This window comes from Microbacterium sp. NPDC056569, from assembly GCF_042793475.1.
Lineage (GTDB): Bacteria > Actinomycetota > Actinomycetes > Actinomycetales > Microbacteriaceae > Microbacterium.
On sequence record NZ_JBHTUV010000005.1, the window covers coordinates 248,536 to 271,151 of the forward strand.

The following is a 22,616-nucleotide window of genomic DNA, read 5'->3' on the forward strand; positions in this document are numbered from 1 at the left end:
CGCGTCAGGGAAGGACGACCACCTGCGCGCCGAAAACCAGTCCGGCGCCGAAGCCGATCTGGAGCGCGAGGCCGCCGCTGAGCTCGGGGTGCTCCTCGAGCAGGCGGTGGGTGGCGAGCGGGATGGAGGCCGCCGAGGTGTTCCCGGTGGTCTCGATGTCGCGGCCGACCAGGACGGTGTCGGGAAGACCCAGCTGCTTGGCGAACTCGTCGATGATGCGCATGTTCGCCTGGTGGGGAACGAAGGCGGCGAGATCGGATGCCTCGACCCCGGCGGCCTCGAGCGCCTGGCGCGCGACCTTGACCATCTCCCAGACCGCCCAGCGGAAGACCGTCGGGCCCTCCTGGCGCAGGGTCGGCCACGGCGCGGCGCCGTCGCGGAACTCGGTCAGCGTGTGGTTCATGCCCACCGCCTCGGACTTCGAGCCGTCGGATCCCCAGACGGTCGGACCGATGCCGGGGGAGTCGCTCGGTCCGATGACGGCGGCGCCCGCGCCGTCGCCGAGCAGGAACGAGATGCTCCGGTCGGCGGGGTCGACGATGTCGCTGAGCTTCTCGGTGCCGATCACCACGGCGTAGGTGGCCGCTCCGGCGCGAATGAGAGCGTCGGCCTGCGCGACGCCGTAGGCGAAGCCCGCGCATGCGGCGTTCACGTCGTACGCCGCTGCGGGGTTGGCGCCGACCCGATCGGCGACGATCGCCGACACCGAAGGGGTCTGCTTCGGGTTGCTGATCGTGGCGACGATCACCGCGTCCACCTGGGACGGGTCGACGCCGGAGCGCTCGATCGCCTCCCGCGCAGCATCCGTCGCGAGATCGATCGCGTCCGTCTCGGCGACCGCACGGGTGCGGGTGACGATGCCGGTGCGCTGGCGGATCCACTCGTCGCTCGAGTCGATCGGGCCGACGAGGTCGTCGTTCGGCACGGCGATCTCGCCGCGAGCGGCGCCGAACGCGTAGATGCGCGTGTGGGCGGCACCGGTGGGCTGGATGAGGGTGCGGGTCATGCGGGGTACTCCGGTCAGGCGTCGGCGGCCACCAGCGCGGCGGCGGCCTCCAGGTCGGCGGGCGTCTTGACGGCGACGGCGGGGACTCCGCGCAGCGCGCGCTTCGCGAGTCCGACGAGCGTGCCCGCGGGGGACAGTTCCACGATGCCCGACACTCCGCTGTCGGCGAAGGACTGCATGCAGAGGTCCCAGCGCACCGGCGAGGCGACCTGCTCGACGAGAAGGTCGACGAAGGCACCGCCCGACGTCACTGCCGAACCGTCACGGTTCGTCCACAGCGTGACACCGGGGTCGGAGACGTCGTGATCGGTCGCGGCCGCGCGGAGGGTCTCGACGGCCGGGGCCATGTAGCGGGTGTGGAACGCACCGGCGACCTGCAGCGGGATCACGCGGGTGCCGGCGACGGGCTCCGCCGCGAGGGCCTGCAATGCGTCCAGGGCGCCGGCGACCACGAGCTGGCCGCCGCCGTTGTAGTTCGCGGGAGAGAGGCCGAGTTCTTCGAGGCGGGCGAGCACGGATGCCTCGTCCCCGCCGATCACGGCGCTCATGCCGGTCTCGGCCGCCGCGGCGGCCTCGGCCATCGCGCGACCGCGGATGCCGACGAGCGTGAGGGCGGACTGCTCGCTGAGGACGCCCGCCGCGGCGGCGGCGGCGAACTCGCCGACGGAGTGGCCGGCCACGCCGCCGATGCGCTCACGGTCGGGCAGCGCGTTCCACGAGAGCAGGCTCGCCGCGACGATGAGCGGCTGCGCCACCTGGGTGTCGCGGATCTGGTCGGCGTCCCATTCCGTGCCGGCGGCGACGAGGTCGACGCCCGACCACTCCGAGTACTGAGCGAGGCGATCCGCCGCACCGTCGGATTCGAGCCAGGGAGCCAGGAAGCCGGGGGACTGGGAGCCCTGTCCGGGAAAGACCGCGATTCTCACCGTTCCATCCTGCCAAGGATCAGAAAGGTCGTTCTGGCGACACCGTCACAAGAATCACGTGCTCCTTTGTGCGTGGCCCACACTGTCGAGTCCGTCGGGGATCAGGCGGGGTTGCGTCGTGGCGGCGGACGGCGGCGCGAGGCATCCGTCCCGATCGATCCGAGGATCAGGGCCGTCTGCAGGATCAGGGCCTCGCGGGGTCCGGTGGCGTCCCAGCCGATGACCTCGGAGACCCGCTTGAGGCGGTAGCGCACCGTGTTCGGGTGCACGAACAGCTCGCGCGCCGTGGCCTCGAGGGAGCGGCCGTTGTCGAGGTACGCCCAGAGCGTCGACACGAGGTCGGCGCTGTGCGACTGCAGCGGGCGGTAGATCCGCTCGACCAGTGTGAGCTTGGCCAGGGGGTCCCCCGCGAGGGCGCGCTCGGGAAGGAGATCGTCGGCCTCGACCGGGCGGGGCGCGTGGCGCCACGCGCGTGCGACAGCGAATCCGGCCAGTGCGGCGCGGGCGCTCTGACTCGCGTCCACGAGCGCGGGAACCGTGGGCCCGAGCACGAGATAGCCGCCACCGAAGCCCGGCTCGAGGCGACGAGCGATCTCGGCGAACGGGAGGTCGGCCACGGCTTCGTCGGCGACGGCCGACGGCTCCGCGCGTCCGACGACGAGGACGAGCCGGGATCCCTGCACGCCGATCAGCACGTCGACGCCGAGCTTGCGCGCGGTGCGGCGGAGCTGGTCGACGTCGAACTGCGGGGGAGTCGTGCCGACGAGCACCGCGACCTCGCCGTGGCCGTGCCAGCCCAGGGCGGCGATGCGGCTCGGGAGCTCCTCGTCCGCCTCGCCCGTGAGGATCGAGTCCACGACGAGCGCCTCGAGGCGTGCGTCCCACAGGCCGCGCGCCTCTGCGGCGCGGGCGTAGACGTCCGCGGCGGCGAACGCCACCTCGCGCGAGTACAGCAGGATGGCCTCGCGGAGGTGCTCGCCCTTGCCTGCGACGCGCTCCTCGGTCACCTCGACGGTGACCCGGATGAGCTGCAGGGTCTGCTGCAGGCTCACGCTGCGCAGCAGCTCACGCGGCGCTGCGGCGAAGATGTCGGACGCGATCCAGGGCGTGGAGGCCGGGTCGTCGTACCACTGGATGAACGATGTGATGCCGGCCTGTGCCACCAGCCCGACGGCGGAGCGTCGGGCCGGCGGCATCTCGGCATACCAGGGCAGCGTCTCCTCGAGGCGCTTGATGGTGACGGTCGCGAGGTCGCCCGAGATGCGTCGCAGCCAGGCGAGCGTCTCGACCTTGTCCATCACCCCGGTGGACTTGCCCATCCGCGGGTCAGCTCTCGCCGCCCGCGTTCCCGCTCGTCCCCGCGGTCACGTCGTGCAGGCGGTACTTCTGGATGGCCTGTGCGGCGAGGCTGCGGTCGACGGCACCCTCCTCGGCCAGCGCCTGGAGCGTCCGGACGACGACCGACGGGCCGTCGATCTTGAAGAAGCGACGGGCCGCCGCGCGCGTGTCGGAGAAGCCGAAGCCGTCCGCACCGAGCGTCGCGAAGCGGTTCGGCACCCACGGGCGGATCTGGTCCTGCACCGCGTGCATGAAGTCGCTCACCGCGACCACGGGGCCGGCGGCGTCCTTCAGCTTGTCGGTGAGGTAGGCCGTGTGCGGCTCCTCCTCCGGGTACAGGAAGTTGTGCTCGTCGGCGGCGAGGCCGTCGCGGCGCAGCTCGCTCCACGAGGTGACCGACCAGACATCGGCCTGCACGCCCCAGTCGTCACGCAGGAGCTGCTGAGCCTCGAGCGCCCACGGCACGCCGACGCCCGACGCGAGGATCTGGGCCTTGGGGCCCTCGCCCTCGGCGGCCGAGATGTGGTGGATGCCGCGTACGATGCCGTCGACGTCCACGCCCTCGGGCTCGGCCGGCTGCACGAGCGGCTCGTTGTACACCGTGAGGTAGTACATGACGTTGGGGTCGGGGTGGTTGCCGCCGTACATGCGCTCGATGCCCGAGCGGACGATGTGCGCGATCTCGTAGCCGTAGGCCGGGTCGTACGACACGGTCGCCGGGTTGGTCGCGGCGAGCAGCTGCGAGTGGCCGTCGGCGTGCTGGAGGCCCTCACCGGTCAGCGTCGTGCGTCCGGCGGTGGCGCCGATGATGAAGCCGCGCGCCATCTGGTCGCCTGCCGCCCACTGGGCGTCGCCGGTGCGCTGGAACCCGAACATCGAGTAGAAGACGTACACCGGGATCAGCGGCTCGCCATGCGTGGCGTACGAGGTGCCCGCCGCCGTGAACGCGGCGACGGCGCCGGCCTCATTGATGCCCACGTGGACGATCTGGCCCTGCGGGCTCTCCTTGTAGGCGAGGAGCAGCTCGCGGTCGACCGACGTGTAGTTCTGGCCGTGCGGGTTGTAGATCTTCGCCGAGGGGAAGAACGCGTCCATGCCGAAGGTGCGCGCCTCGTCGGGGATGATCGGCACGATGCGGTGGCCGAAGTCCTTCGCGCGGAGGAGGTCCTTGAGCAGACGGACGAACGCCATGGTCGTGGCGATCTCCTGCGTGCCCGAGCCCTTCTTCGGCAGCGCGTACGCGTCATCGCCCGGCAGCTGCAGGCCGACGTGGTGCGTGCGGCGCTCCGGAAGGAAGCCGCCCAGGGCGCGGCGGCGCTCCAGCATGTACTGGATCGTCTCGTCGTTCGAGCCCGGGTTGTAGTACGGCGGCAGGTAGGGGTTCTCCTCGAGCTGCGCGTCCGAGACCGGGATCCGCATGGAGTCGCGGAAGTACTTGAGGTCCTGGAGGGTCATCTTCTTCATCTGGTGGGTCGCGTTGCGGCCCTCGAAGTGATGCCCGAGACCGTAGCCCTTGATCGTCTTGGCGAGGATCACGGTGGGCTGGCCCTTGTGCTCGGTCGCGGCCTTGTACGCGCCGTAGACCTTGCGGTAGTCGAGACCGCCGCGGCGGAGCTTGCCCCAGATGTCGTCGTCCGACCAGTCCTTCACGAGCGCGGCGGTGCGCTCGTCGCGCCCGAAGAAGTGCTCGCGGATGAACGCGCCGTCCTCCGCGCGATAGGTCTGGAAGTCGCCGTCCGGCGTGGTGTTCATGAGGTGAACGAGAGCGCCGTCGGTGTCCTTCGCGAGCAGCTCGTCCCAGCCCGAGCCCCAGACCACCTTGATGACGTTCCAGCCGGCGCCGCGGAAGAAGCTCTCGAGCTCCTGGATGATCTTCCCGTTGCCGCGCACCGGGCCGTCGAGACGCTGCAGGTTGCAGTTGACGACGAACGTGAGGTTGTCGAGGCCCTCGTTCGCCGCGACCTGCAGCTGACCGCGGCTCTCGACCTCGTCCATCTCGCCGTCGCCGAGGAACGCCCATACGCGCGAGTCGGAGAGGTCCTTGATCCCGCGGTTGGTGAGGTACTTGTTCGACATCGCCTGGTAGATGGCGTTGATCGGGCCGAGTCCCATCGACACCGTCGGGAACTGCCAGTAGTCCGGCATGAGTCGCGGGTGCGGGTACGACGGCAGCGCGTTCGGCGCCTTCGACTTCTCCTGGCGGAATCCGTCGAGCTGCTGGGAGCTCAGGCGTCCCTCGAGGAAGGACCGGGCGTAGATGCCGGGGGAGGCGTGGCCCTGGATGAAGATCTGGTCGCCGCCGGTCGGGTCGTCCAGGCCGCGGAAGAAGTGGTTGAAGCCGACCTCGTACAGCGAGGCCGACGACGCGTAGGTCGAGATGTGGCCGCCGACGCCGATGCCGGGCCGCTGCGCGCGGTGGACGGTGATCGCGGCGTTCCAGCGGATCCACCGGCGGTACCGGCGCTCGAGCTCCTCGTCGCCCGGGAACTCGGGCTCGTTCTCGGGGGCGATCGTGTTGATGTAGTCCGTCGTGGGAACCTGCGGGACGTTCAGCTGCAGTTCGTGGGAGGTCTGCAGCAGGCTCAGCATGATCTCGCGGCCACGTCCGTGGCCCTTCGCCTGCACGAGCTGCTGCAGGGACTCCTGCCACTCGGAGGTCTCATCGGGATCGCTGTCGAGGGGTTCCTGCGAGTACGGATCCTGATCGTTGACAGTCACAGAAGACCTTTCGTCGTCTGGCAGATCGTGCCAGGTAATCGCTACCGGAGCGGCGCGGGCGTTGTCTGCCCTGCACAAACGCACCAACTGCCAGCCTAGCGAGTTCGGGACGCTCCGGACGCACCTCGTAGACTGGCGGCGAGGGCCTTTAGCTCAGCTGGTAGAGCGCCACGTTTACACCGTGGATGTCGTCGGTTCGATCCCGGCAGGGCCCACCGAGCCTCCTCAGCGTCGATCCGCCGGCGCGGCGCCGTCCCCGTCGCCGTCGCGCTCATGCGAGACGACATGCGGCAGCGCGAACTCCTGGTAGCCGGGCTGGCCGATCTTCGAGTGCCGGTGCGAGTAGGCGAAGTAGATCGCGAATCCGATGACCAGCCACACGAGGAATCGCAGCCAGGTCTCGACCGTGAGGTTGAGCATCAGGTAGACGCAGATCGCGGCCGACAGCGCCGGCAGCCACGGGTTGAGCGGCACGCGGAAGGTGCGGTGCAGGTCCGGGCGCTTGCGCCGCAGCACGATCACGCCGATCGAGACGAGCACGAACGCCGACAGCGTGCCGATGTTGACCATCTCTTCGAGCAGGCCGATCGGGGTGAATCCCGCGACGACGGCGACGACGACCGTGACGAGGATCGAGATGACCCAGGGCGTGCGGAATCGCGGATGCACCTTGGCGAGACCGATCGGCAGGAGCGCGTCGCGCGACATCGCGAAGATGATGCGGGTCGCGCCGATCAGCAGCGTGAGCACGACCGTCGTGAGGCCGGCGACGGCGCCCGCCGAGATCAGCGTCGCCATCCACGTCGCCCCGTGGAAGGCGAAGGCGTTGGCGAGCGCGGCCGCGGGGTCGAGGTCCTGGTAGGGCACCATGCCGGTGACCACGAGGGCGACGGCGCAGTACAGCAGCGTGCAGATCACCAGCGACGCGATGATGCCGATCGGCAGATCGCGCTGCGGGCGCCGCGTCTCCTCGGCGGTGGTCGCCACGACGTCGAATCCGATGTAGGCGAAGAACACGAGCGCGGCGCCGGCGAAGATGCCGCCGACGCCGAAGGCGGTCGGTTCGATGCCCGAGAAGAACTGCAGCAGCGGCTGGCTGAGCCCCGTCGCGGTCTCCCGCGGGGCGGGCGCGGGCACGAAGGGCGACCAGTTCGCGGGGTTCACGAACAGCAGGCCCGCGACGATCACGAACAGCACGATGAAGAGCTTCACGGCGACGAGCACCATGTTCACGCGCAGTGATTCCTTGATGCCGAAGGTCATGAGCCCGCCGAGCACGAGCACGAGGAGGATCGCCATGAGGTCGACGGTCCCGCCGTAGCCGATCTCGGCCGGGATCGGCATCCCGAGCTGGTCGAAGAGCGTGCCGAGGTAGGCGCTCCACCCCTGCGCAACCACGCTCGCCCCTAGGAACATCTCGAGGATGAGGTCCCATCCGATGATCCACGCGAACAGCTCGCCGAGCGAGGAGTACGAGAACGTGTACGCCGACCCCGACACCGGCACGGTCGACGCGAACTCCGCGTAGCAGAGCGCGGCGAGCGTGCAGGCGATCGCCGCGACCACGAAGCTGAGCACGATCGCCGGACCGGCGACCTCGTGCGCAGCGCGGCCGGTGAGGGTGAAGATGCCGGCGCCGATCACGACGCCGATGCCGAAGACCGTGAGGTCCAGGGCCGTGAGGGACTTCTTGAGTCGGAATTCCGGTTCGTCGGTGTCGGCGATCGACTGCTCGACGGACTTGGTGCGGAGAACGCCCATGGTTCGCGCCTTTCGTCATCGGAAGGGCCGGTCGTCGAATGCTAGCCTCCGCCGCTCGCGCCGTCGATGCCCCACGGTAGGTTGGTGACGTGAACGCCAGCCCCGCAGACCAGCGCCGCCTCGTCGAGGTCGCCCAGCTCGACGCCCGCATCCGCCAGGCCGACCACGCCCGCAAGAACCCGCCCCAGGCCGGTCGCGTGCAGGAGCTGCTGGGCCGGCGTCAGGAGCTGTCGCAGGAGCTCGGCACACGTCTCGGCGCGCGCGACGACCTGCGCACGGAGCTGTCGCGCATCGAATCCGATGTCGCGGTGGTCGACGCCCGGGCGGCGCGCGACGCGGGCCGGCTCGCAGCATCCACCAACTCCAAGGAGGCCCAGGGTCTCGAGAGCGAACTGGCGGCTCTCGCGCGCCGCAAGAGCGACCTCGAGGACGCGGAGCTCGCCGTGATGGAGCGCCTGGAGGTCGCCGACGCCGCCGTCGCCGAGCAGGAGGCGCTCATCGCGGCGACCAATGCCGAGGGCGCAGAGCTGAGCGCGGAGGGCAAGCGCGTCGTCGCCGAGGCGACGGCGGCCTTCGACGCGGCCACTCGTGACCGCGCGGCCATCGCGGGCGGCGTTTCCGCCGAGCTGCTCGGCCTGTACGACCGCCTCGCGGTGCGCAGCGCCGGCGCGGCGTTCCTGCGCCGGCGCACGTGCGAGGGCTGCCACATGGTGCTCGCCGGCACCGACCTGCAGGTGCTGCGCCAGGCCGGCGAGAACGACGTCGTGACGTGCCCCGAGTGCGGCTGCATCCTCGTGCGCGACGACGAATCAGGGCTGTGACACCAGCCGGCAGAGACCGCGGCGGGCGTGCCTGACGCCCCGGGCTGGATCGTCCTCGGGCGGGCCGGGCGCGGCGCCGCCGTCATCCGGCTCGACGCGAACGCCGACGAGGTCGGCCGCGACGAGATCGACGGTCCCGCGCTGACGTCGTGGATCTCGGAGGCGGAGACGCGGTGGGCGCCGCGCTGGGTGTGGCACGACACCCCGCAGTGGTACGCCGCGCTGCTCGCCGGCGGCGTGCGCGTCGCGCGCTGCCACGACCTGCGCCTGTGCCATGCGATCCTGCGCGACTCCGCGCTCGTCGACGAGTCGGCAGCGGTGAGGCGGGCACGGGAATGGGATGCTGCGCCCCACGTCGACGGCGACGAGCCCGCGCCCGCCCTGTTCGAGCTCGACGACGCCGCCCGCCGCTCCGGCCCGCCGGCAGATGCCGACTCGGCACTGTCCGAGTTCGCCCGGCAGCGCGCGGCGATCGCCGGGAGCGCGGATGCCGGCCGGTTGCGGCTGCTGACGGCCGCCGAATCCGCGGGGGCGCTCGTGGCGGCCGAGTTGCGGGCGGCCGGGCTCCCGTGGGACGCCGAGGTGCACGACCGCATCCTCGTCGAGACGCTCGGCGAGCGTCGCCCGGGCGGCGCGCAGCCCGTGAAGCTCGCGGCGGCGGCGGAGCGGGTGCGTGCGGCACTCGGCGATCCTGCGGCGAGCCTCGACTCGCAGCCGAAGCTGCTGCGGTCGCTCCACCGCGTCGGGGTGCTGGTCGAATCCACGAGCCGATGGGAGCTCGCCGAGCAGCGGCACCCGGTCATCGAACCGCTCCTCGAGTACAAGAAGCTCTCGCGGCTGCTGTCGGCGAACGGGTGGGCCTGGTTGTCGGAGTGGGTCGCCGACGGCCGCTTCCGCCCGGTCTACGTTCCCGGCGGCGTCGTCACCGGGCGCTGGGCGTCCTCGGGCGGCGGTGCGCTGCAGCTCCCTCGCCAACTGCGGGAGGCCGTCCGCGCCGACCCCGGCTGGCGGCTCGTCGTGGCCGATGTCGCACAGCTCGAGCCCCGCGTGCTCGCCGCGATGTCGGGCGACACCGCGCTGGCGGCGGCGGCCCGCGGGCGGGACCTCTACACGGGGATCGTGGAGAGCGGTGCGGTCGCCACCCGGCAGGAGGCGAAGATCGCGATGCTCGGCGCGATGTACGGCGCCACCACGGGGGAGTCCGGCCGGCTGGTGCCGCGCCTGCGGCGCGCGTACCCGCGCGCGATGGGTCTCGTCGACGACGCCGCCCGCACCGGCGAGGACGGCGGCGTCGTCTCCACGTGGCTCGGCCGCACGTCGCCCGCACCTTCTCCGGAATGGTCGGCAGCGCAGTCACGGGCGACCGAGGCCGAGGCATCCGGTGCCGAAGAGAGCCGGGCGAGGCGCTGGGCCCGTGATCGCGGCCGGTTCACCCGCAACTTCGTCGTGCAGGGCACCGCGGCCGAGTGGGCGCTCGCCTGGCTCGCCGACCTCCGCGGACGCCTCGCCGCGCTCCCCGCGGTGGCTGCCGATCGCGGCGCGCCGCGCTCCGGCGCGGCGTTCGCGCGGCGACCGCATCTCGCCTTCTTCCTGCACGACGAGGTCATCGTGCACACCCCCGAGGAGCACGCGGACGCCGCTGCCCAGGCCGTCACGGATGCGGCGGCCGGCGCCGGCCGTCTGCTGTTCGGCGGCTTCCCCCTCGACTTCCGGCTGGACGTCCGGATCGCCGAGACGGCGCTCAAGGAGTGACGCGGCGGCATCCGCATGGCCGTCGGCGATAGACTGGCGGATGCGAATGGGTCGGCTGGACGGTCGCGTCGCGGGCGGTTCGCCGCCGCGCGCCGAGGAACGTCCGGGCTCCGCAGGGCAGGGCGGTGGGTAACACCCACCCGGAGCGATCCGCGAGACAGTGCCACAGAGAGCAGACCGCCCGGCTTCGGCCGGGTAAGGGTGAAAGGGCGGTGTAAGAGACCACCGGGGTCGTGGTGACACGACCCGCAAGGTAAACCTCGCCCGGAGCAAGGCCAGACAGGGGATGACGACGCGGCCCGCCGAGTCCCCGGGTAGGCCGCTGGAGCGGCACGGCAACGTGTCGCCGAGAGAGATGACCGTCCACGGGGCTCACGCCCCCGGACAGAACCCGGCGTACAGGCCGGCCCATTCGCCTCGCCGGCGCGCGTTCGCACTGCGCGCCCGGCGCAGACGGTCAGCCGCGCGCGAGCGCCGCCGCGCCGATGATCCCCGCGTTGTTGCGGTGCACCGCAGGCACGATCGGCGTCTTGAGATCCAGCAGGTGCAGGAACTTGTCGGCGTGCTTCGACACGCCTCCGCCGACGACGAAGAGGTCGGGGCTGAACAGGAACTCGATGTGGCTGTAGTACCACTGCAGGCGCTTCGCCCACTGCTCCCACGAGAGATGGTGGCGCTCCATCGCCGAGTAGGCCGCGTATGCCTCGGCGTCCTTGCCGTGACGGGCGCGCTGCACGTGACCGAGCTCCGAGTTCGGCACCAGCACGCCGTCGTACAGCAGCGCCGAGCCGATCCCGGTGCCGAGGGTGGTGAGGATGGTCAGCCCAGGCTGCTCCTTCGCGGCGCCGTAGCGCATCTCCGCGACGCCCGCGACGTCGGCGTCGTTCGCGAAATGGATGTCCCGCCCCAGGCCGTCCTCGAAGAACCTCTCGGCTTCGAAGTCGATCCACTGGTCCGACACGTTCGCGGCCGACAGCGTACGACCGTGCTTGACGATCGCGGGGAACGCGACCCCGAGCGGGACCGACGGGTCGTCGGCGACGCCCAGGGTCGACAGCACCTCCGTCACCGCGGCCAGCACGTCCGGCGGGTGCGCGCCCGCGGGAGTCGCGACCTTGACACGGTCGCTGACGAGTTCCCCCCGGTCGAGATCGACGATCCCCGCCTTGATCCCGGTGCCGCCGATGTCCACGCCGACGGCGCGTGCCGCGTCAGATGCCATGTCGACAGCCTATCGACGCCGGCCCGGTCGCCCACGAGCCGCGCGTCACTAGGATCGTGCTGACGGCGACCCGCCGTGCGATCCGAGGAGCGTGCACCATGACGAGCGGCAGCGAGAAGTACTGGTACAACCTCAAGACCGGAGAGGTCGAGAAGGGCTTCGAATCGCCCGCACCCGACCGCGCCGGCCCCTTCGACACCCCCGAGGAGGCCGCCAAGGCCCCGGAGGTCATCAAGGAGCGCTCGCGCGCGTGGGCCGCCGAGGAGGCCCGCGAGGACTCGTGGGGCGCCGACACCGTGTCGGGCGAGGGTGGCGGCGACCAGTAGTCTGGCTTTCACCGCGGTCGTAGACACACCTCGGGCGATCCGGCACCGGAGAGGACGCGATGGACAAGCAGCGTGACTTCGTTCTGAGGACCATCGAAGAACGAGGCGTGAAGTTCGTACGGCTGTGGTTCACAGACGTGATCGGCACGCTGAAGTCCGTGGCCATCGCACCGGCCGAGGTCGAAGGCGCGTTCAGCGAGGGCCTCGGCTTCGACGGCTCCGCGATCGAGGGTCTCACGCGCTCGTACGAGTCGGACCTGCTCGCCCACCCCGACCCCACGACGTTCCAGATCCTGCCCTGGCGTGGCGAGATCGACCCGACCGCGCGCATGTTCTGCGACATCACGACGCCGGACGGGCAGCCCGCGGTCGCAGACCCGCGCCACGTCCTCAAGCGGACGCTCGCGAAGGCGGCCGATGCGGGGTTCACGTTCTACACGCACCCCGAGATCGAGTTCTACCTCCTGAAGTCGTCGTCCTTCGGCACCGAAGGCCCCGAGCCGGTCGACTCGGCCGGCTACTTCGACAACGTCCCCGGCGGCACCGCCCACGACTTCCGTCGCCGCTCGGTGCGCATGCTGGAGGACCTCGGCATCTCGGTGGAGTTCAGCCACCACGAGGGCGGCCCCGGCCAGAACGAGATCGATCTGCGGTATGCGGACGCGCTCACCACGGCCGACAACATCATGACGTTCCGCACCGTCATCAAAGAGGTGGCGATCGAGCAGGGCGTCTACGCGACCTTCATGCCCAAGCCGATGACAGGCAAGCCCGGCAGCGGCATGCACACGCACATGTCGCTCTTCGAGGGCGACGTCAACGCGTTCTACGAGGAGGGCGCGCAGTATCAGCTCTCGAAGGTCGGCCGTCAGTTCATCGCGGGCCTGCTGCGGCACGCGAACGAGATCTCGGCGGTGACGAACCAGTTCGTCAACTCGTACAAGCGGCTCTGGGGCGGCGACGAGGCGCCCAGCTTCATCTGCTGGGGCCACAACAACCGCTCGGCGCTCGTGCGCGTGCCGCTGTACAAGCCCAGCAAAGGACAGTCGTCGCGCGTCGAGTACCGCGCGCTCGACTCCGCCGCGAACCCCTACCTGTCGTACGCGCTCATGCTCGCGGCCGGTCTCAAGGGCATCGAGAACGAGTACGAGCTGCCGCCCGAGGCGGAAGACAACGTGTGGTCGCTGACGGATGCTGAGCGCCGGGCGCTCGGCTACGCCCCTCTGCCCGCGAGCCTCGACCACGCGCTGGAGTACATGGAGGAGTCCGAGCTGGTGGCCGAGACCCTCGGCGAGCAGGTGTTCAACTACGTGCTCCTCAACAAGCGCCGCGAGTGGCAGGAGTACCGCTCGCAGGTGACTCCGTTCGAGCTCAAGAGCAACCTCGAGATGCTCTGAGACCGGCTGACGCATGTCTGCGAGCGACCGGCCGGGCTCTCTGACGCCGCTCGCCCGCCTGGGCTTCAGCCGCCTGGCCGACGCCGAGGACCTGCTCGACGAGCTCGCCGCACTCATCGACGCACCGCGCGACGCGCTGCTCGAAGGGGCCGTCGACGCCGCGGATCCCGACGAAGCCCTGCACGCGCTGGCGCGCCTCGCGCGCCGCGACGCGGCTCCCGTGCGCCGCGCCCGCGAACAGCCCGCGGCGTGGCGCGCCCTCTGGGCGCTGACCGGCGCATCGACCGGCTTCGGCGAGTTCTTCTTCCGGCACCCCGCAGAGGTCGACCAGCTCGCCGACGCGGGGGAGCGGCTGCCCACGCCCGACGAGCTGCGCGCGGAGCTGCTCGAGTCGATCGGGGCCGTGGACGGTTTCGCGGCCGAGGGCGGCGAGAGCGCGTGGGTCGCGCTGCGCGTGCGCTACCGTCGCATGCTCGCCCGCATCGCCGCGTACGACCTCCTGAGCCCCGCGCCGGTAGACGAGGTCGCCGCGGTGTCGGCTCGGCTCGCGGATGCTGCGGGCGCGGCGCTCGAGGCATCCCTCGCCGTCGCGCGCACCCGCGTGTCGGGCGGGGCCGTCGGCGCGGGGCTGTTCCCGCACGACCAGGTCGCCCGCACGAAGCTCTCGATCATCGGCATGGGCAAGACCGGCGCGCGCGAGCTGAACTACGTCAGCGACGTGGACGTCATCTTCGTCGCGGGCGGCGACGAGGACGCCGCCGAGGAGTTCGGTGAGAGCCGCATCGTCGACATCGCGACGCGGCTGGCGGTCCAGACGATGCGCGGGATCTCCGGCGTCGAGATCGAGCCGCCGCTGTGGGAGGTCGACGCGAACCTCCGCCCCGAGGGCAAGCAGGGCGCCCTCGTGCGCACCCTCGACTCGCACCTCGCGTACTACGACCGGTGGGCGAAGAGCTGGGAGTTCCAGGCGCTGCTCAAGGCGCGGCCGATCGCGGGCGACGAGGCGCTCGCGCAGGCGTACATCGAGGCGGTCCAGCCCAAGGTCTGGACCAGCGCCGCCCGCGAGAACTTCGTCGACAGCGTGCAGCGCATGCGCGAGCGCGTCACCGAGCACATCCCACCCGCCGACGTGCCGTATCAGCTCAAGCTCGGCCCGGGCGGCATCCGCGACATCGAGTTCACCGTCCAGCTCCTGCAGCTCGTGCACGGCCTCTCGGATGACCGCATCCGGCAGCGCGGCACGCTCGAGGCTCTGGACGCGCTGGTCGCCGAGGGCTACATCGGCCGTGCCGAGGCATCCGCGTTCTCCCGCGATTACCGCGTGCTGCGCCTTCTCGAGCACCGCGTGCAGCTGCGCCAGCTGCGGCGTACGCACCTGATGCCGTCGCGTCCGGAGGAACTCCGTGTCCTCGCGCGCGCGACCGGGCTCGCCGACACCGGCGCGGGGATCTGGGACCTGTGGGAGTCGGTCAAGCGCGAGGTGCGCGACATCCACGTCCGCTTGTTCTACCGGCCGCTGCTGTCGGCGGTCGCGGCGCTGCCGGCCGACGAGCGCGTGCTGTCGACCGAGCAGGCGCACGACCGTCTCGCGGCGATCGGATTCGCCGACCCCGCCGGCGCGCTGCGCCACATCGCCGCCCTCACCACTGGACTGAGCCGCAAGGCGACCATCCAGCGACACCTCATGCCCGTCATGATCCGCTGGTTCGCGGACGGCGTGGACCCCGACTACGGCCTGCTGGCCTTCCGCCGGCTCAGCGAGCGGCTCGGCGACACTCACTGGTTCCTGCGCATGCTGCGTGACTCCTCGGGTGCTGCGGAGAGTCTCTCCCGCGTGCTCTCGGGCTCGCGGTACGTGGGGGAGCTGATCGAGTGGATCCCCGAGTCGGCGGCATGGCTCGACGACCCCGAGCTGCTGCGCCCTCGATCGGGTGTCGCGCTGCAGCAGGAGGCCCGCGCCATCCAGACCCGCCATGAGACCGTCACCGACGCGATGCGTGCCGTGCGGGCGCTCCGGCGGCGCGAGCAGCTGCGCATCGCGATGGGCGCGATCCTCGGCAGCGTGACGATCGAAGAGGTCGCGGATGCGCTGACCACGATCACCGAGGTGACGATCCAGTCCACTCTGCGCGCGGTGCGTCGTGAAGTGGTCCCCCCTGAAGACGCCGCGCTCGATTTCTCGGTCATCGCCATGGGGCGATTCGGCGGGGCGGAGCTCGGCTTCGGCTCGGACGCCGACGTCATGTACGTGTACCGCCCGAACGGCGTCGATCCGCAGCGCGCCCACGAGCTCGCCCTCAAGCTCGTGGCCGCCCTCCGCACGCATTCGGAGGACCATCGGGTGCCGCTCGAGCTCGACGCCGATCTGCGCCCGGAGGGCCGCAACGGCCCGCTCGCCCGATCGCTCGACGCGTACGAGGAGTACTACCGGCGCTGGGCGCTGTCGTGGGAGGCGCAGGCGCTGCTGCGCGCGCGGGGCGTGGCGGGCAGCACGAAGCTGATCGGCGACTTCATGAAGCTCGCCGACCGCGTGCGGTATCCCTCGACCGTCGACCTCGCCGCCACTCGCGAGATCAAGCGCATCAAGGCCCGCGTCGAGAGCGAGCGGCTGCCGCAGGGCGTCGACCCGTCACGGCACCTCAAGCTCGGACCGGGTTCGCTCAGCGACGTCGAGTGGCTCGTGCAGCTGCTGCAGCTGCAGCATGCGCACGCGGTGCCCGACATGCGCACCACCTCGACGCTGGGCGCGCTGCGCGCGGCCGAGAGCGCCGGTCTCATCCCCGCCAGCGCCGCCGACCGACTCGCTGAAGCGTGGCGGCTGGCGAGCCGCCTGCGCTCGGCCAACACCCTCCTGTCGGGCCAGACGAGCGACGTGCTGCCCGTCGACCGCAAGAAGCTCGACGGCATCGGGCGACTCCTCGAGTACCCGCCGCGCTCGGCCACGCAGGTCGAGGAGGATTATCTCGGCACCACGCGCCGTTCCCGCCGCGTCTTCGAGAAGCTCTTCTACGGCTGACACGGCCACCCAGGCCGCGCCTCCGACCGCGTGAGCCCCGGCCGCGAGCCGGGGCCGCTCACGCGGGCGGGCAGTGCGGGATGCCGTCGATGCGGTCGCCCTCCATCGGGCTGCCCGTGACAGCGGCCACCACGCGCACCGCGCGATCCCAATATCGGGCGTAGTGATAGGGATCGGCGTTCACCTGCGTGCGGTGGGCGACGAGGGTCGGCTCCACCTCGGCGCGGTCGGGAACCCGTTCGGCCATCGCGCGATAGAACACTGTGGCCGCGGTGTACGGGTCGAGGCGGGCTTCGCGCGTGCCCCAGGAGTCCTGCTGCTGGAAGAGGCCGATCGACGTGGTGCGCGAGCCGTCGGGGTTCGTGACGCCGCTCGTCTCCCAGTCGCCGTAGTCGATGTTCCGCAGGGACGATTCGCCCATCGCGGTCATCACGGCGATGGTCTGGTCCCGCGCGTCGAATCCGAGGTCCCTGCCGGCCACGAGGATCGTGCAGGCGTTCGTGAGCTGCTCGACACGGTAACCGGCGACCGCCGACTCGACCATCGGCGGCGGGACAGGCGCACGATCTGCTGGACCGAGGGCGATATCGTCCGCCCACGACATCCGGAAACTCCCGGCGAGAAGCGCCGCGCCCACGAGGAGGGCGGCGCAGAGCATCACCGGGACGGCGATCGCCGCCGCGACCCCCACGTGCCGGGCGCGCCGGCGGGCGTGTCGCTGCTGGCGCCTGCGTCCGCGCGTCGAGGACTTCGCCCGGTGCGCGCGACGTCGTCGTGTCGTCGCGGTGGTACGGGCGGGCATGGTCTTCACTTCTCTCGGTGGGCGCGTGGGCGCGCTCGTTCAGCCTAGGCCGCTCGCCAGGTGCCGCGCCCCTCTCCCAGCGAACACAGAAGCGGGCCCCGGTCTTGAACTGGTCCCCGATAGTTGGACTGGCCAAGTAGGAGCCTAAGCCGCGAGGGCCTGGGTCCGGTGTTGCACCGGGCTCAGGCCCTCGAGCGTTGTATGGCCGCGGTCGTTGTTGAACCAGGTGATGTACTCGTCGATCGCCGTGGTGAGGGCGTCGATGGTGAGGAATGTGGTGTTGCAGTAGAGCTCGTCCTTGAGGTGGCCGAAGAAGCTCTCGATGACGGCGTTGTCGAGGCAGTTCGCTTTGCGGGACATCGACTGGATCGCGCCCGCGCCGGCGAGCAGCTGCCGCCAGGACGCGTGCTGGTACTGGAAGCCCTGGTCGGAGTGGACGATCGGCGCGTCGCCGGAACGCAGTGTCGTCAGGGCTTGCCGCAGCGACGTGTTCGTCAGCTGCAGGTTCGGTGAGATGCCAGTGGCGTAGCCGATGATCTGCCGGTCGAACAGGTCCATCACCGGCGACAGGTAGACCTTCCGGTCGCCGACGGTGAACTCAGTCACATCGGTGACCCATTTCTGATTCGGTGCGGTCGCGGTGAAGTCGCGTTCGAGGAGGTTCGGGGCGATCGTGCCGACCTCGCCCTTGAAGGAGTTGTATCGCCGTCTGCGGCGGATCTCGCAGCGCAGTCCGAGTTCGCGCATCAGCTTCGTTGCTGCTCCATCAAGGCCCGCAGTTTTCCCAGGTATGCGACCTCCGCCCGAAGGCGCTCGTTCTCACGCCGCAGCCGATCCAGCTCGGTCTCCTCGCCCGTCCGCGCGGTCACGGGCTTGGGTGGCCTGCCCGGTGGCTTTGCGCGCAGACCGGCCTCACCCTCGGCCCGGTACAGGCGTAACCACGTCTCGATCAGCTTCGGTGACGAGAGCGCCAGCTCTGTAGCTACCATCGTCTTCGGCTCGCCCGCAAGAACCCGCTGCACGACATCGAGTTCGAACTCGAACGAGTACCGCGGTCTCGTCGCCATCTCCGTCAACGCCCTCTCGCCGTGAACCTTCCAGCGTCGATACAGAGCCCTGACGGCCCACCGCGACACACTCAACCGCGACGCCACCGCGCTGTCCCCGAGACCCTGCTCGAACCACGCTACTGCCGCTTCGCGCTGCACCTCACTGAGCGAACTGTTAGTACGCATACGACTGACCCCCGGGAGTCGGAACTGAATTCTCAGTCCAACTCCCGGGGGTCAGTTCATCGCTCCGGGGCCCGCTTCGCGGTGCTGGAACGTCAGACGCCGAAGTACAGCTCGTACTCGAACGGGTGCGGACGCGCGTTCAGCGGCTGGATCTCGTTCTCGATCTTGTACTCGATCCACGTCTCGATCAGCTCGGGCGTGAACACGCCGCCCTTGAGCAGGAACTCGTGGTCGGCGCGCAGCGCCTCGAGCGAGTCGAGCAGCGAGTTCGGCACCTGCGGGATGTTCTTCGCCTCCTCGGGGGGAAGCTCGTACAGGTCCTTGTCGACCGGCTCGTGCGGCTCGATGCGGTTCTGGATGCCGTCGAGGCCGGCCATGAGCTGCGCGGCGAAGGCGAGGTACGGGTTGCCCGAGGCGTCGGGTGCGCGGAACTCGATGCGCTTGGCCTTCGGGTTGGAGCCCGTGATCGGGATGCGGATGGCAGCCGAACGGTTGCCGGCCGAGTACACCAGGTTGACCGGAGCCTCGTAGCCCTTGACGAGACGCTTGTACGAGTTGAGCGTCGGGTTGGTGAACGCCAGCAGCGCGGGAGCGTGCGCGAGGATGCCGCCGATGTACCAGCGAGCGGTGTCGGAGAGCTGCGCGTAGCCCTTCTCGTCGTAGAAGAGGGGCTTGCCGTCGAGCCACAGCGACTGGTGCGTGTGCATGCCCGAGCCGTTGTCGCCGAAGAGCGGCTTGGGCATGAAGGTCGCGACCTTGCCCCACTCGTTCGCCACGTTCTTGACGATGTACTTGAACTTCAGGATGTCGTCTGCCGCGTGCACCATGGTGTCGAAGCGGTAGTTGATCTCCTGCTGGCCGCCGGTGCCCACCTCGTGGTGCGCACGCTCGAGGTGCAGGCCCGACTCGATGAGGCGGAGGCTGATGTCGTCGCGCAGGTCGGCCGTCTTGTCGACCGGCGAGACCGGGAAGTAGCCGCCCTTGTACGGGGTCTTGTTGGCGAGGTTGCCGCCCTCTTCGGCGCGGCCGCTGTTCCAGGCGCCCTCTTCGGAGTCGACCGAGTAGAAGCTCGAGTTCTGCTTCACCTCGTAGCGGACGTCATCGAAGATGTAGAACTCGGCCTCGGGGGCGAAGAACGCGGTGTCGGCGATGCCCGTCGAGGCGAGGTACTTCTCGGCCTTCTTGGCGACCTGACGCGGGTCCTTCGAGTAGATCTCGCCGTTGCGCGGGTTGTAGATGTCGAACACCATGACGAGGGTCTTGGCCTCGCGGAACGGGTCGAGGTACGCCGTCGACACGTCGGGGATCAACTGCATGTCCGATTCGTGGATGTTCGCGAAGCCCCGGATGGAGGAGCCGTCGAACAGCTGGCCGACCGTGAAGAACTCTTCGTCGACGGTGGAGGCCGGGATGTTGAAGTGCTGCTGCACGCCAGGAAGATCCGTGAAACGGATGTCGAGGAACTTGACGTCCTCGTCCTTGATGAACTTCAGCACCTCGGATGAATCTTTGAACATGAAGACTCCAGAGGTAGGGCATTCGGATCCGCCCGTACGGGCCGGGCACTTTGGCAAGCTACCCGCAGGGCATTGCCCTCCAGTATCACTTGTGTTTCGGGGATGTTACGGCGACCTGGGTACGCTGGGGAAGTGACGCAGAGCACCCAGGACTACCCCGGCGAACGCCTCGGACTGCCCCGTGAGGGCACCGGATCCATCGGCCGTCTGGGCCGCCGCGTCGGCGCTCTGTTCCTCGATTACGGTGCCGCGTACCTCATCTCGGGGTTCTTCGGATGGGACCCGCTCGCCATCCTCGCGATCTTCGCGGCCATCCAGATCGTGTTCCTGCCCACGCTCCAGGGGAGCCCCGGCCATCGCATCTTCGGGCTGCGCCTCGTGCGTCTGGACGGTGCGTGGGTGGGACTGTGGCGTCCGGTGATCCGCACCGCCCTGCTGGTCCTCGCGATCCCGGCCGTGATCTGGGACGCCGACCAGCGGGGCCTCCACGACAAGGCGGCCGGCACGGTGCTCATCCGCTCCTGAGACGGAAGGACCCGGCCCGGCGACTTCGCCGGACCGGGTTTCGCTTCGTGCGCGCGGGCTCAGCGCGGGCGCGGCGCGCGGACCTTCGTGGGATCGATGCCCTTCGGGATGGGCAGCGATGTGAGCGACTGCGAGACCGAGTCGACGCGCTTGATGACGGCGGCCATGGTGGCGCGGTCGACCTTCGTGGGCAGCGCCTTGATGGTCGAGGCGAGCTTCGCGATGGGGACCTCGCCCTCGCCGTGGCCGACGTACAGCACGGTCACCGGGACGCCCGAGGCGACGCGCTGCACCTTCGCGCGCTCGTCGTTGACGAGGCGGGTGAGACGGCCGCGGGCGCCCTCGCCGACGATCACGACACCGCCGCGACCGATTGCGCGGTAGACGGCCTCCTGCGTCTTGGGGTTGATCCCCACCGGCATCTCGCTGGACTGCCACTTGCGGCCGAGCGAGGTCGACATGACGTGGCCGGTCGCTCCCGGCATCCCGTCGATCTTCTTGTACATGGCGCGGGTCGACAGACGGGTCATCGTCATCATCGACGCCAAGAGGCCGAGCATGAGGCCGGTGACGCCCCAGAGGATGACGCTCCACACGGCGACCGGTGGGATCAGGAATCCGATGCCCACGCCCACGGCGATGCCGAGGAGCAGCATGCCGACCAGCAGGAACGGCAGCCAGCGGAACTCCTTCTGGGTGAAGGTGTAGAGGGTGCGGATCTGGGAGAAGAATCCCGGGCCCTTCTCGGGGGCGGAACTGCGCGCGGCCATAGCCTCCAGCCTACCTTTTCGCCGGCTCCCCCTCGGCTCCTCCCCAGGCGCAGGCGACAGGGAATCATCCACAGTCCCGCGCTGTTGGGCGTGCACGCGAGGAACCCGCCGACACACTGGCGGCATGACGACCGACCGCGGCTCGCTCGGCAGCCCCTACCGCGCCATCCGCGCCGTCCGGGCGCGAGAGGACGCGCCATGGCCGGGAGTCCTGGTGCGCACCGCCGCGGGCGACGCGTGCGTGCTGGTCGACACCGACGTCCTCGGCCCGGATTGGCGCGGATGGGATGCTGCGCCCGACGGTCACCTGCTCGCGCCCGTCGACATCGTGCGACGCGTCGATGGCCACGATGCGGTCCTGCCCGTGTGCGGCGAGCGACTCGAGGACTTCGTCCGCCGCCGGGCGGCGCGGATGCCGCTCAGCCCCGGCGAGGCGGTCACGCTCGCGGTGAGCGTGCTGCGCGGCTGCGCTCAGCTGGCGAGCGATCCGGACGCCTCGGGGGAGTGGTGGCTCGACGACGCCGGCAGACCGGTGCTGGCGACGGATGCTTCGGCCCGGCGCGCGTTCGAGGGCGCCGCGGCCGTCCTCGAGGAGGTGAGCGTCGCCCCTCGCGCGCAGCGCACGTGGCAGACCGCACTGCGGGCGGTGACGGCCGAGCGCGTCTCGATCCACGAGCTCGAGGCCGCCGAGCAGGCGCTGTTCGCCATCGCCGAGGCCGAGCCGCTCAGCACGGTCAGCCTCAGCCCTCGGAGCGCTGCCGAGGGCGTGCCTCGTGCGCACGACGAGGCTCGGGGAGCAGCCGACGTGGTGCACGAACCCGCGCCCCGGGCGCTGTGGCAGACGCTCATCGCCGGAGTGGACGACGATCTCGCCGACACCGTCTCGCGGGCGACGACGGCGGTGTGGCGACGGCTTCGGCGCACGCGGAACACGCCTCAGGCGGGCCCGCGTCGAGCGCCGTGGCTCGTCGGCGGGGCCGTCGCCGTCGCGGTCCTCGCCGGAGGGGCGCTCTGGCCGACAGCGAGCGGTATCGCCACCGACGACGGGACGACCGCTTCGCCGGCGCCCGAGGCCGAGCCCGGGGCATCCGCTCCTCCCGGTGCCGAGATCGCCCCACCGGCGGACGCAACCGATGCTGGCGCGAGCGCCGCGCCCGCCGGCGGAGCTGTCGACCTCGCCGTCGCCGCAGGCGACCTGCTGGACGCACGGCTCGCGTGCGCCGGTGACGGCGGCTGCCTCTCCGCCGTGTCCGTCGACGCCGCGCCCCTGCCGCCGGGCGCGATCGATCTTCCGGCGTCCGAACGGACCGTCACGCTGCTCGACGACTTCGGCGACATCGCGGTGCTGAGAGTCGACGCGACCGATGCCGCGATGTCGTCGCAGATCGTGGTGATCCTGCGCCGAGACCGGAAATGGCTGCTGCGCGACGTCACCGACGTCGCGCCGCAGCCGTAGCACCGGAACCCCCGCCGGCTCAGATGCC

18 protein-coding genes, 1 tRNA gene and 1 other RNA gene are annotated in these 22,616 nt (G+C 70.5%); 9 read left to right on the plus strand and 11 right to left on the minus strand.

Going from position 1 to position 22,616, the window contains the following annotated elements:
* Nucleotides 1-4: 4 nt before the first annotated feature.
* The 4 genes from ACFQ7C_RS08430 to aceE form a co-directional block, all read right to left on the minus strand.
* The gene (locus tag ACFQ7C_RS08430) at nucleotides 5-1,006 is read right to left on the minus strand and encodes a beta-ketoacyl-ACP synthase III (RefSeq protein WP_378899083.1); all 1,002 of its coding nucleotides are present in this window, start codon (nucleotides 1,004-1,006) and stop codon (nucleotides 5-7) included.
* A 14-nt stretch (nucleotides 1,007-1,020) separates the two neighbouring features.
* Nucleotides 1,021-1,932 (minus strand): ACP S-malonyltransferase, encoded by a 912-nt coding sequence (locus ACFQ7C_RS08435; RefSeq protein ID WP_378899085.1) that lies wholly within the window; start codon nucleotides 1,930-1,932, stop codon nucleotides 1,021-1,023.
* Between the two features lie 101 nt (nucleotides 1,933-2,033).
* A complete protein-coding gene (locus ACFQ7C_RS08440) occupies nucleotides 2,034-3,251 on the minus strand; it encodes a PucR family transcriptional regulator (protein WP_378899087.1) in 1,218 nt (405 codons plus the stop codon).
* 7 nt (nucleotides 3,252-3,258) lie between these two features.
* Nucleotides 3,259-5,988 (minus strand): pyruvate dehydrogenase (acetyl-transferring), homodimeric type, encoded by a 2,730-nt coding sequence (gene aceE / locus ACFQ7C_RS08445; RefSeq protein ID WP_378899089.1) that lies wholly within the window; start codon nucleotides 5,986-5,988, stop codon nucleotides 3,259-3,261.
* A 142-nt stretch (nucleotides 5,989-6,130) separates the two neighbouring features.
* Here aceE and ACFQ7C_RS08450 point away from each other — a divergent pair.
* Nucleotides 6,131-6,203 (plus strand) — tRNA-Val (locus ACFQ7C_RS08450).
* Nucleotides 6,204-6,213: 10 nt separating this feature from the next.
* On the opposite strand, the gene ACFQ7C_RS08455 is transcribed toward ACFQ7C_RS08450, so the two are convergent.
* Nucleotides 6,214-7,749, minus strand: a complete 1,536-nt coding sequence (locus ACFQ7C_RS08455) for an amino acid permease (RefSeq protein WP_378899091.1) — start codon at nucleotides 7,747-7,749, stop codon at nucleotides 6,214-6,216.
* An 89-nt stretch (nucleotides 7,750-7,838) separates the two neighbouring features.
* On the opposite strand from ACFQ7C_RS08455, the gene ACFQ7C_RS08460 reads away from it, so the two are divergent.
* The 3 genes from ACFQ7C_RS08460 (at nucleotide 7,839) to rnpB (ending at nucleotide 10,737) form a co-directional block, all read left to right on the plus strand.
* Complete coding sequence (locus tag ACFQ7C_RS08460; protein WP_378899093.1) at nucleotides 7,839-8,570, plus strand: zinc ribbon domain-containing protein; 732 nt, start codon at nucleotides 7,839-7,841, stop codon at nucleotides 8,568-8,570.
* A 27-nt stretch (nucleotides 8,571-8,597) separates the two neighbouring features.
* Nucleotides 8,598-10,322, plus strand: coding sequence for a bifunctional 3'-5' exonuclease/DNA polymerase (locus ACFQ7C_RS08465; protein WP_378899095.1), 1,725 nt, complete (start codon nucleotides 8,598-8,600; stop codon nucleotides 10,320-10,322).
* Nucleotides 10,323-10,369: 47 nt separating this feature from the next.
* Nucleotides 10,370-10,737, plus strand: an RNA gene (gene rnpB, locus ACFQ7C_RS08470) — RNase P RNA component class A.
* Between the two features lie 42 nt (nucleotides 10,738-10,779).
* On the opposite strand, the gene ppgK is transcribed toward rnpB, so the two are convergent.
* Entirely contained in the window at nucleotides 10,780-11,544 is a 765-nt protein-coding gene (gene ppgK, locus ACFQ7C_RS08475; RefSeq protein WP_378899097.1) for a polyphosphate--glucose phosphotransferase, read from the minus strand.
* 98 nt (nucleotides 11,545-11,642) lie between these two features.
* On the opposite strand from ppgK, the gene ACFQ7C_RS08480 reads away from it, so the two are divergent.
* Genes ACFQ7C_RS08480 through ACFQ7C_RS08490 form a run of 3 tightly spaced genes read left to right on the plus strand, consistent with a single transcriptional unit; the run spans nucleotide 11,643 to nucleotide 16,283 of the window.
* Nucleotides 11,643-11,870: an SPOR domain-containing protein gene (locus tag ACFQ7C_RS08480; protein ID WP_378899100.1), complete on the plus strand. Its 228-nt coding sequence runs from the start codon at nucleotides 11,643-11,645 to the stop codon at nucleotides 11,868-11,870.
* 59 nt (nucleotides 11,871-11,929) lie between these two features.
* Nucleotides 11,930-13,267: a type I glutamate--ammonia ligase gene (glnA, locus tag ACFQ7C_RS08485; RefSeq protein ID WP_159844124.1), complete on the plus strand. Its 1,338-nt coding sequence runs from the start codon at nucleotides 11,930-11,932 to the stop codon at nucleotides 13,265-13,267.
* 13 nt (nucleotides 13,268-13,280) lie between these two features.
* Nucleotides 13,281-16,283 (plus strand): bifunctional [glutamine synthetase] adenylyltransferase/[glutamine synthetase]-adenylyl-L-tyrosine phosphorylase, encoded by a 3,003-nt coding sequence (locus ACFQ7C_RS08490; protein WP_378899102.1) that lies wholly within the window; start codon nucleotides 13,281-13,283, stop codon nucleotides 16,281-16,283.
* Nucleotides 16,284-16,341: 58 nt separating this feature from the next.
* On the opposite strand, the gene ACFQ7C_RS08495 is transcribed toward ACFQ7C_RS08490, so the two are convergent.
* From ACFQ7C_RS08495 to glnA (ACFQ7C_RS08510), 4 genes are all read right to left on the minus strand, one after another.
* A complete protein-coding gene (locus tag ACFQ7C_RS08495; RefSeq protein ID WP_378899104.1) occupies nucleotides 16,342-17,085 on the minus strand; it encodes a peptidase M23 in 744 nt (247 codons plus the stop codon).
* 144 nt (nucleotides 17,086-17,229) lie between these two features.
* Nucleotides 17,230-17,832 (minus strand): IS3 family transposase, encoded by a 603-nt coding sequence (locus ACFQ7C_RS08500; RefSeq protein ID WP_378899106.1) that lies wholly within the window; start codon nucleotides 17,830-17,832, stop codon nucleotides 17,230-17,232.
* Complete coding sequence (locus ACFQ7C_RS08505) at nucleotides 17,832-18,293, minus strand: helix-turn-helix domain-containing protein (protein ID WP_378899108.1); 462 nt, start codon at nucleotides 18,291-18,293, stop codon at nucleotides 17,832-17,834. The genes ACFQ7C_RS08500 and ACFQ7C_RS08505 overlap by 1 nt, the downstream gene beginning before the upstream one ends.
* Nucleotides 18,294-18,412: 119 nt before the next feature.
* Nucleotides 18,413-19,837 (minus strand): type I glutamate--ammonia ligase, encoded by a 1,425-nt coding sequence (gene glnA / locus ACFQ7C_RS08510; RefSeq protein WP_378899110.1) that lies wholly within the window; start codon nucleotides 19,835-19,837, stop codon nucleotides 18,413-18,415.
* 132 nt (nucleotides 19,838-19,969) lie between these two features.
* Here glnA (ACFQ7C_RS08510) and ACFQ7C_RS08515 point away from each other — a divergent pair, with 132 nt between their 5' ends.
* Complete coding sequence (locus ACFQ7C_RS08515; RefSeq protein ID WP_378899112.1) at nucleotides 19,970-20,362, plus strand: RDD family protein; 393 nt, start codon at nucleotides 19,970-19,972, stop codon at nucleotides 20,360-20,362.
* Between the two features lie 59 nt (nucleotides 20,363-20,421).
* On the opposite strand, the gene ACFQ7C_RS08520 is transcribed toward ACFQ7C_RS08515, so the two are convergent.
* Nucleotides 20,422-21,132, minus strand: coding sequence for a DUF4191 domain-containing protein (locus ACFQ7C_RS08520; protein WP_378899114.1), 711 nt, complete (start codon nucleotides 21,130-21,132; stop codon nucleotides 20,422-20,424).
* Nucleotides 21,133-21,256: 124 nt separating this feature from the next.
* On the opposite strand from ACFQ7C_RS08520, the gene ACFQ7C_RS08525 reads away from it, so the two are divergent.
* Entirely contained in the window at nucleotides 21,257-22,588 is a 1,332-nt protein-coding gene (locus ACFQ7C_RS08525; protein WP_378899116.1) for a hypothetical protein, read from the plus strand.
* Nucleotides 22,589-22,616: the final 28 nt, after the last annotated feature.

Coding starts and splice junctions, on each gene's coding strand:
- glnA (WP_159844124.1), top strand. CDS start 11,930: ATGGACAAGCAGCGTGACTTCGTTCTGAGGACCATCGAAGAACGAGGC.
- ACFQ7C_RS08480 (WP_378899100.1), top strand. CDS start 11,643: ATGACGAGCGGCAGCGAGAAGTACTGGTACAACCTCAAGACCGGAGAG.
- ACFQ7C_RS08525 (WP_378899116.1), top strand. CDS start 21,257: ATGACGACCGACCGCGGCTCGCTCGGCAGCCCCTACCGCGCCATCCGC.
- ACFQ7C_RS08500 (WP_378899106.1), bottom strand. CDS start 17,832: ATGCGCGAACTCGGACTGCGCTGCGAGATCCGCCGCAGACGGCGATAC.
- glnA (WP_378899110.1), bottom strand. CDS start 19,837: ATGTTCAAAGATTCATCCGAGGTGCTGAAGTTCATCAAGGACGAGGAC.
- ACFQ7C_RS08520 (WP_378899114.1), bottom strand. CDS start 21,132: ATGGCCGCGCGCAGTTCCGCCCCCGAGAAGGGCCCGGGATTCTTCTCC.
- ACFQ7C_RS08495 (WP_378899104.1), bottom strand. CDS start 17,085: ATGCCCGCCCGTACCACCGCGACGACACGACGACGTCGCGCGCACCGG.
- ACFQ7C_RS08430 (WP_378899083.1), bottom strand. CDS start 1,006: ATGACCCGCACCCTCATCCAGCCCACCGGTGCCGCCCACACGCGCATC.
- ACFQ7C_RS08440 (WP_378899087.1), bottom strand. CDS start 3,251: ATGGGCAAGTCCACCGGGGTGATGGACAAGGTCGAGACGCTCGCCTGG.
- ACFQ7C_RS08455 (WP_378899091.1), bottom strand. CDS start 7,749: ATGGGCGTTCTCCGCACCAAGTCCGTCGAGCAGTCGATCGCCGACACC.
- ACFQ7C_RS08490 (WP_378899102.1), top strand. CDS start 13,281: ATGTCTGCGAGCGACCGGCCGGGCTCTCTGACGCCGCTCGCCCGCCTG.
- ppgK (WP_378899097.1), bottom strand. CDS start 11,544: ATGGCATCTGACGCGGCACGCGCCGTCGGCGTGGACATCGGCGGCACC.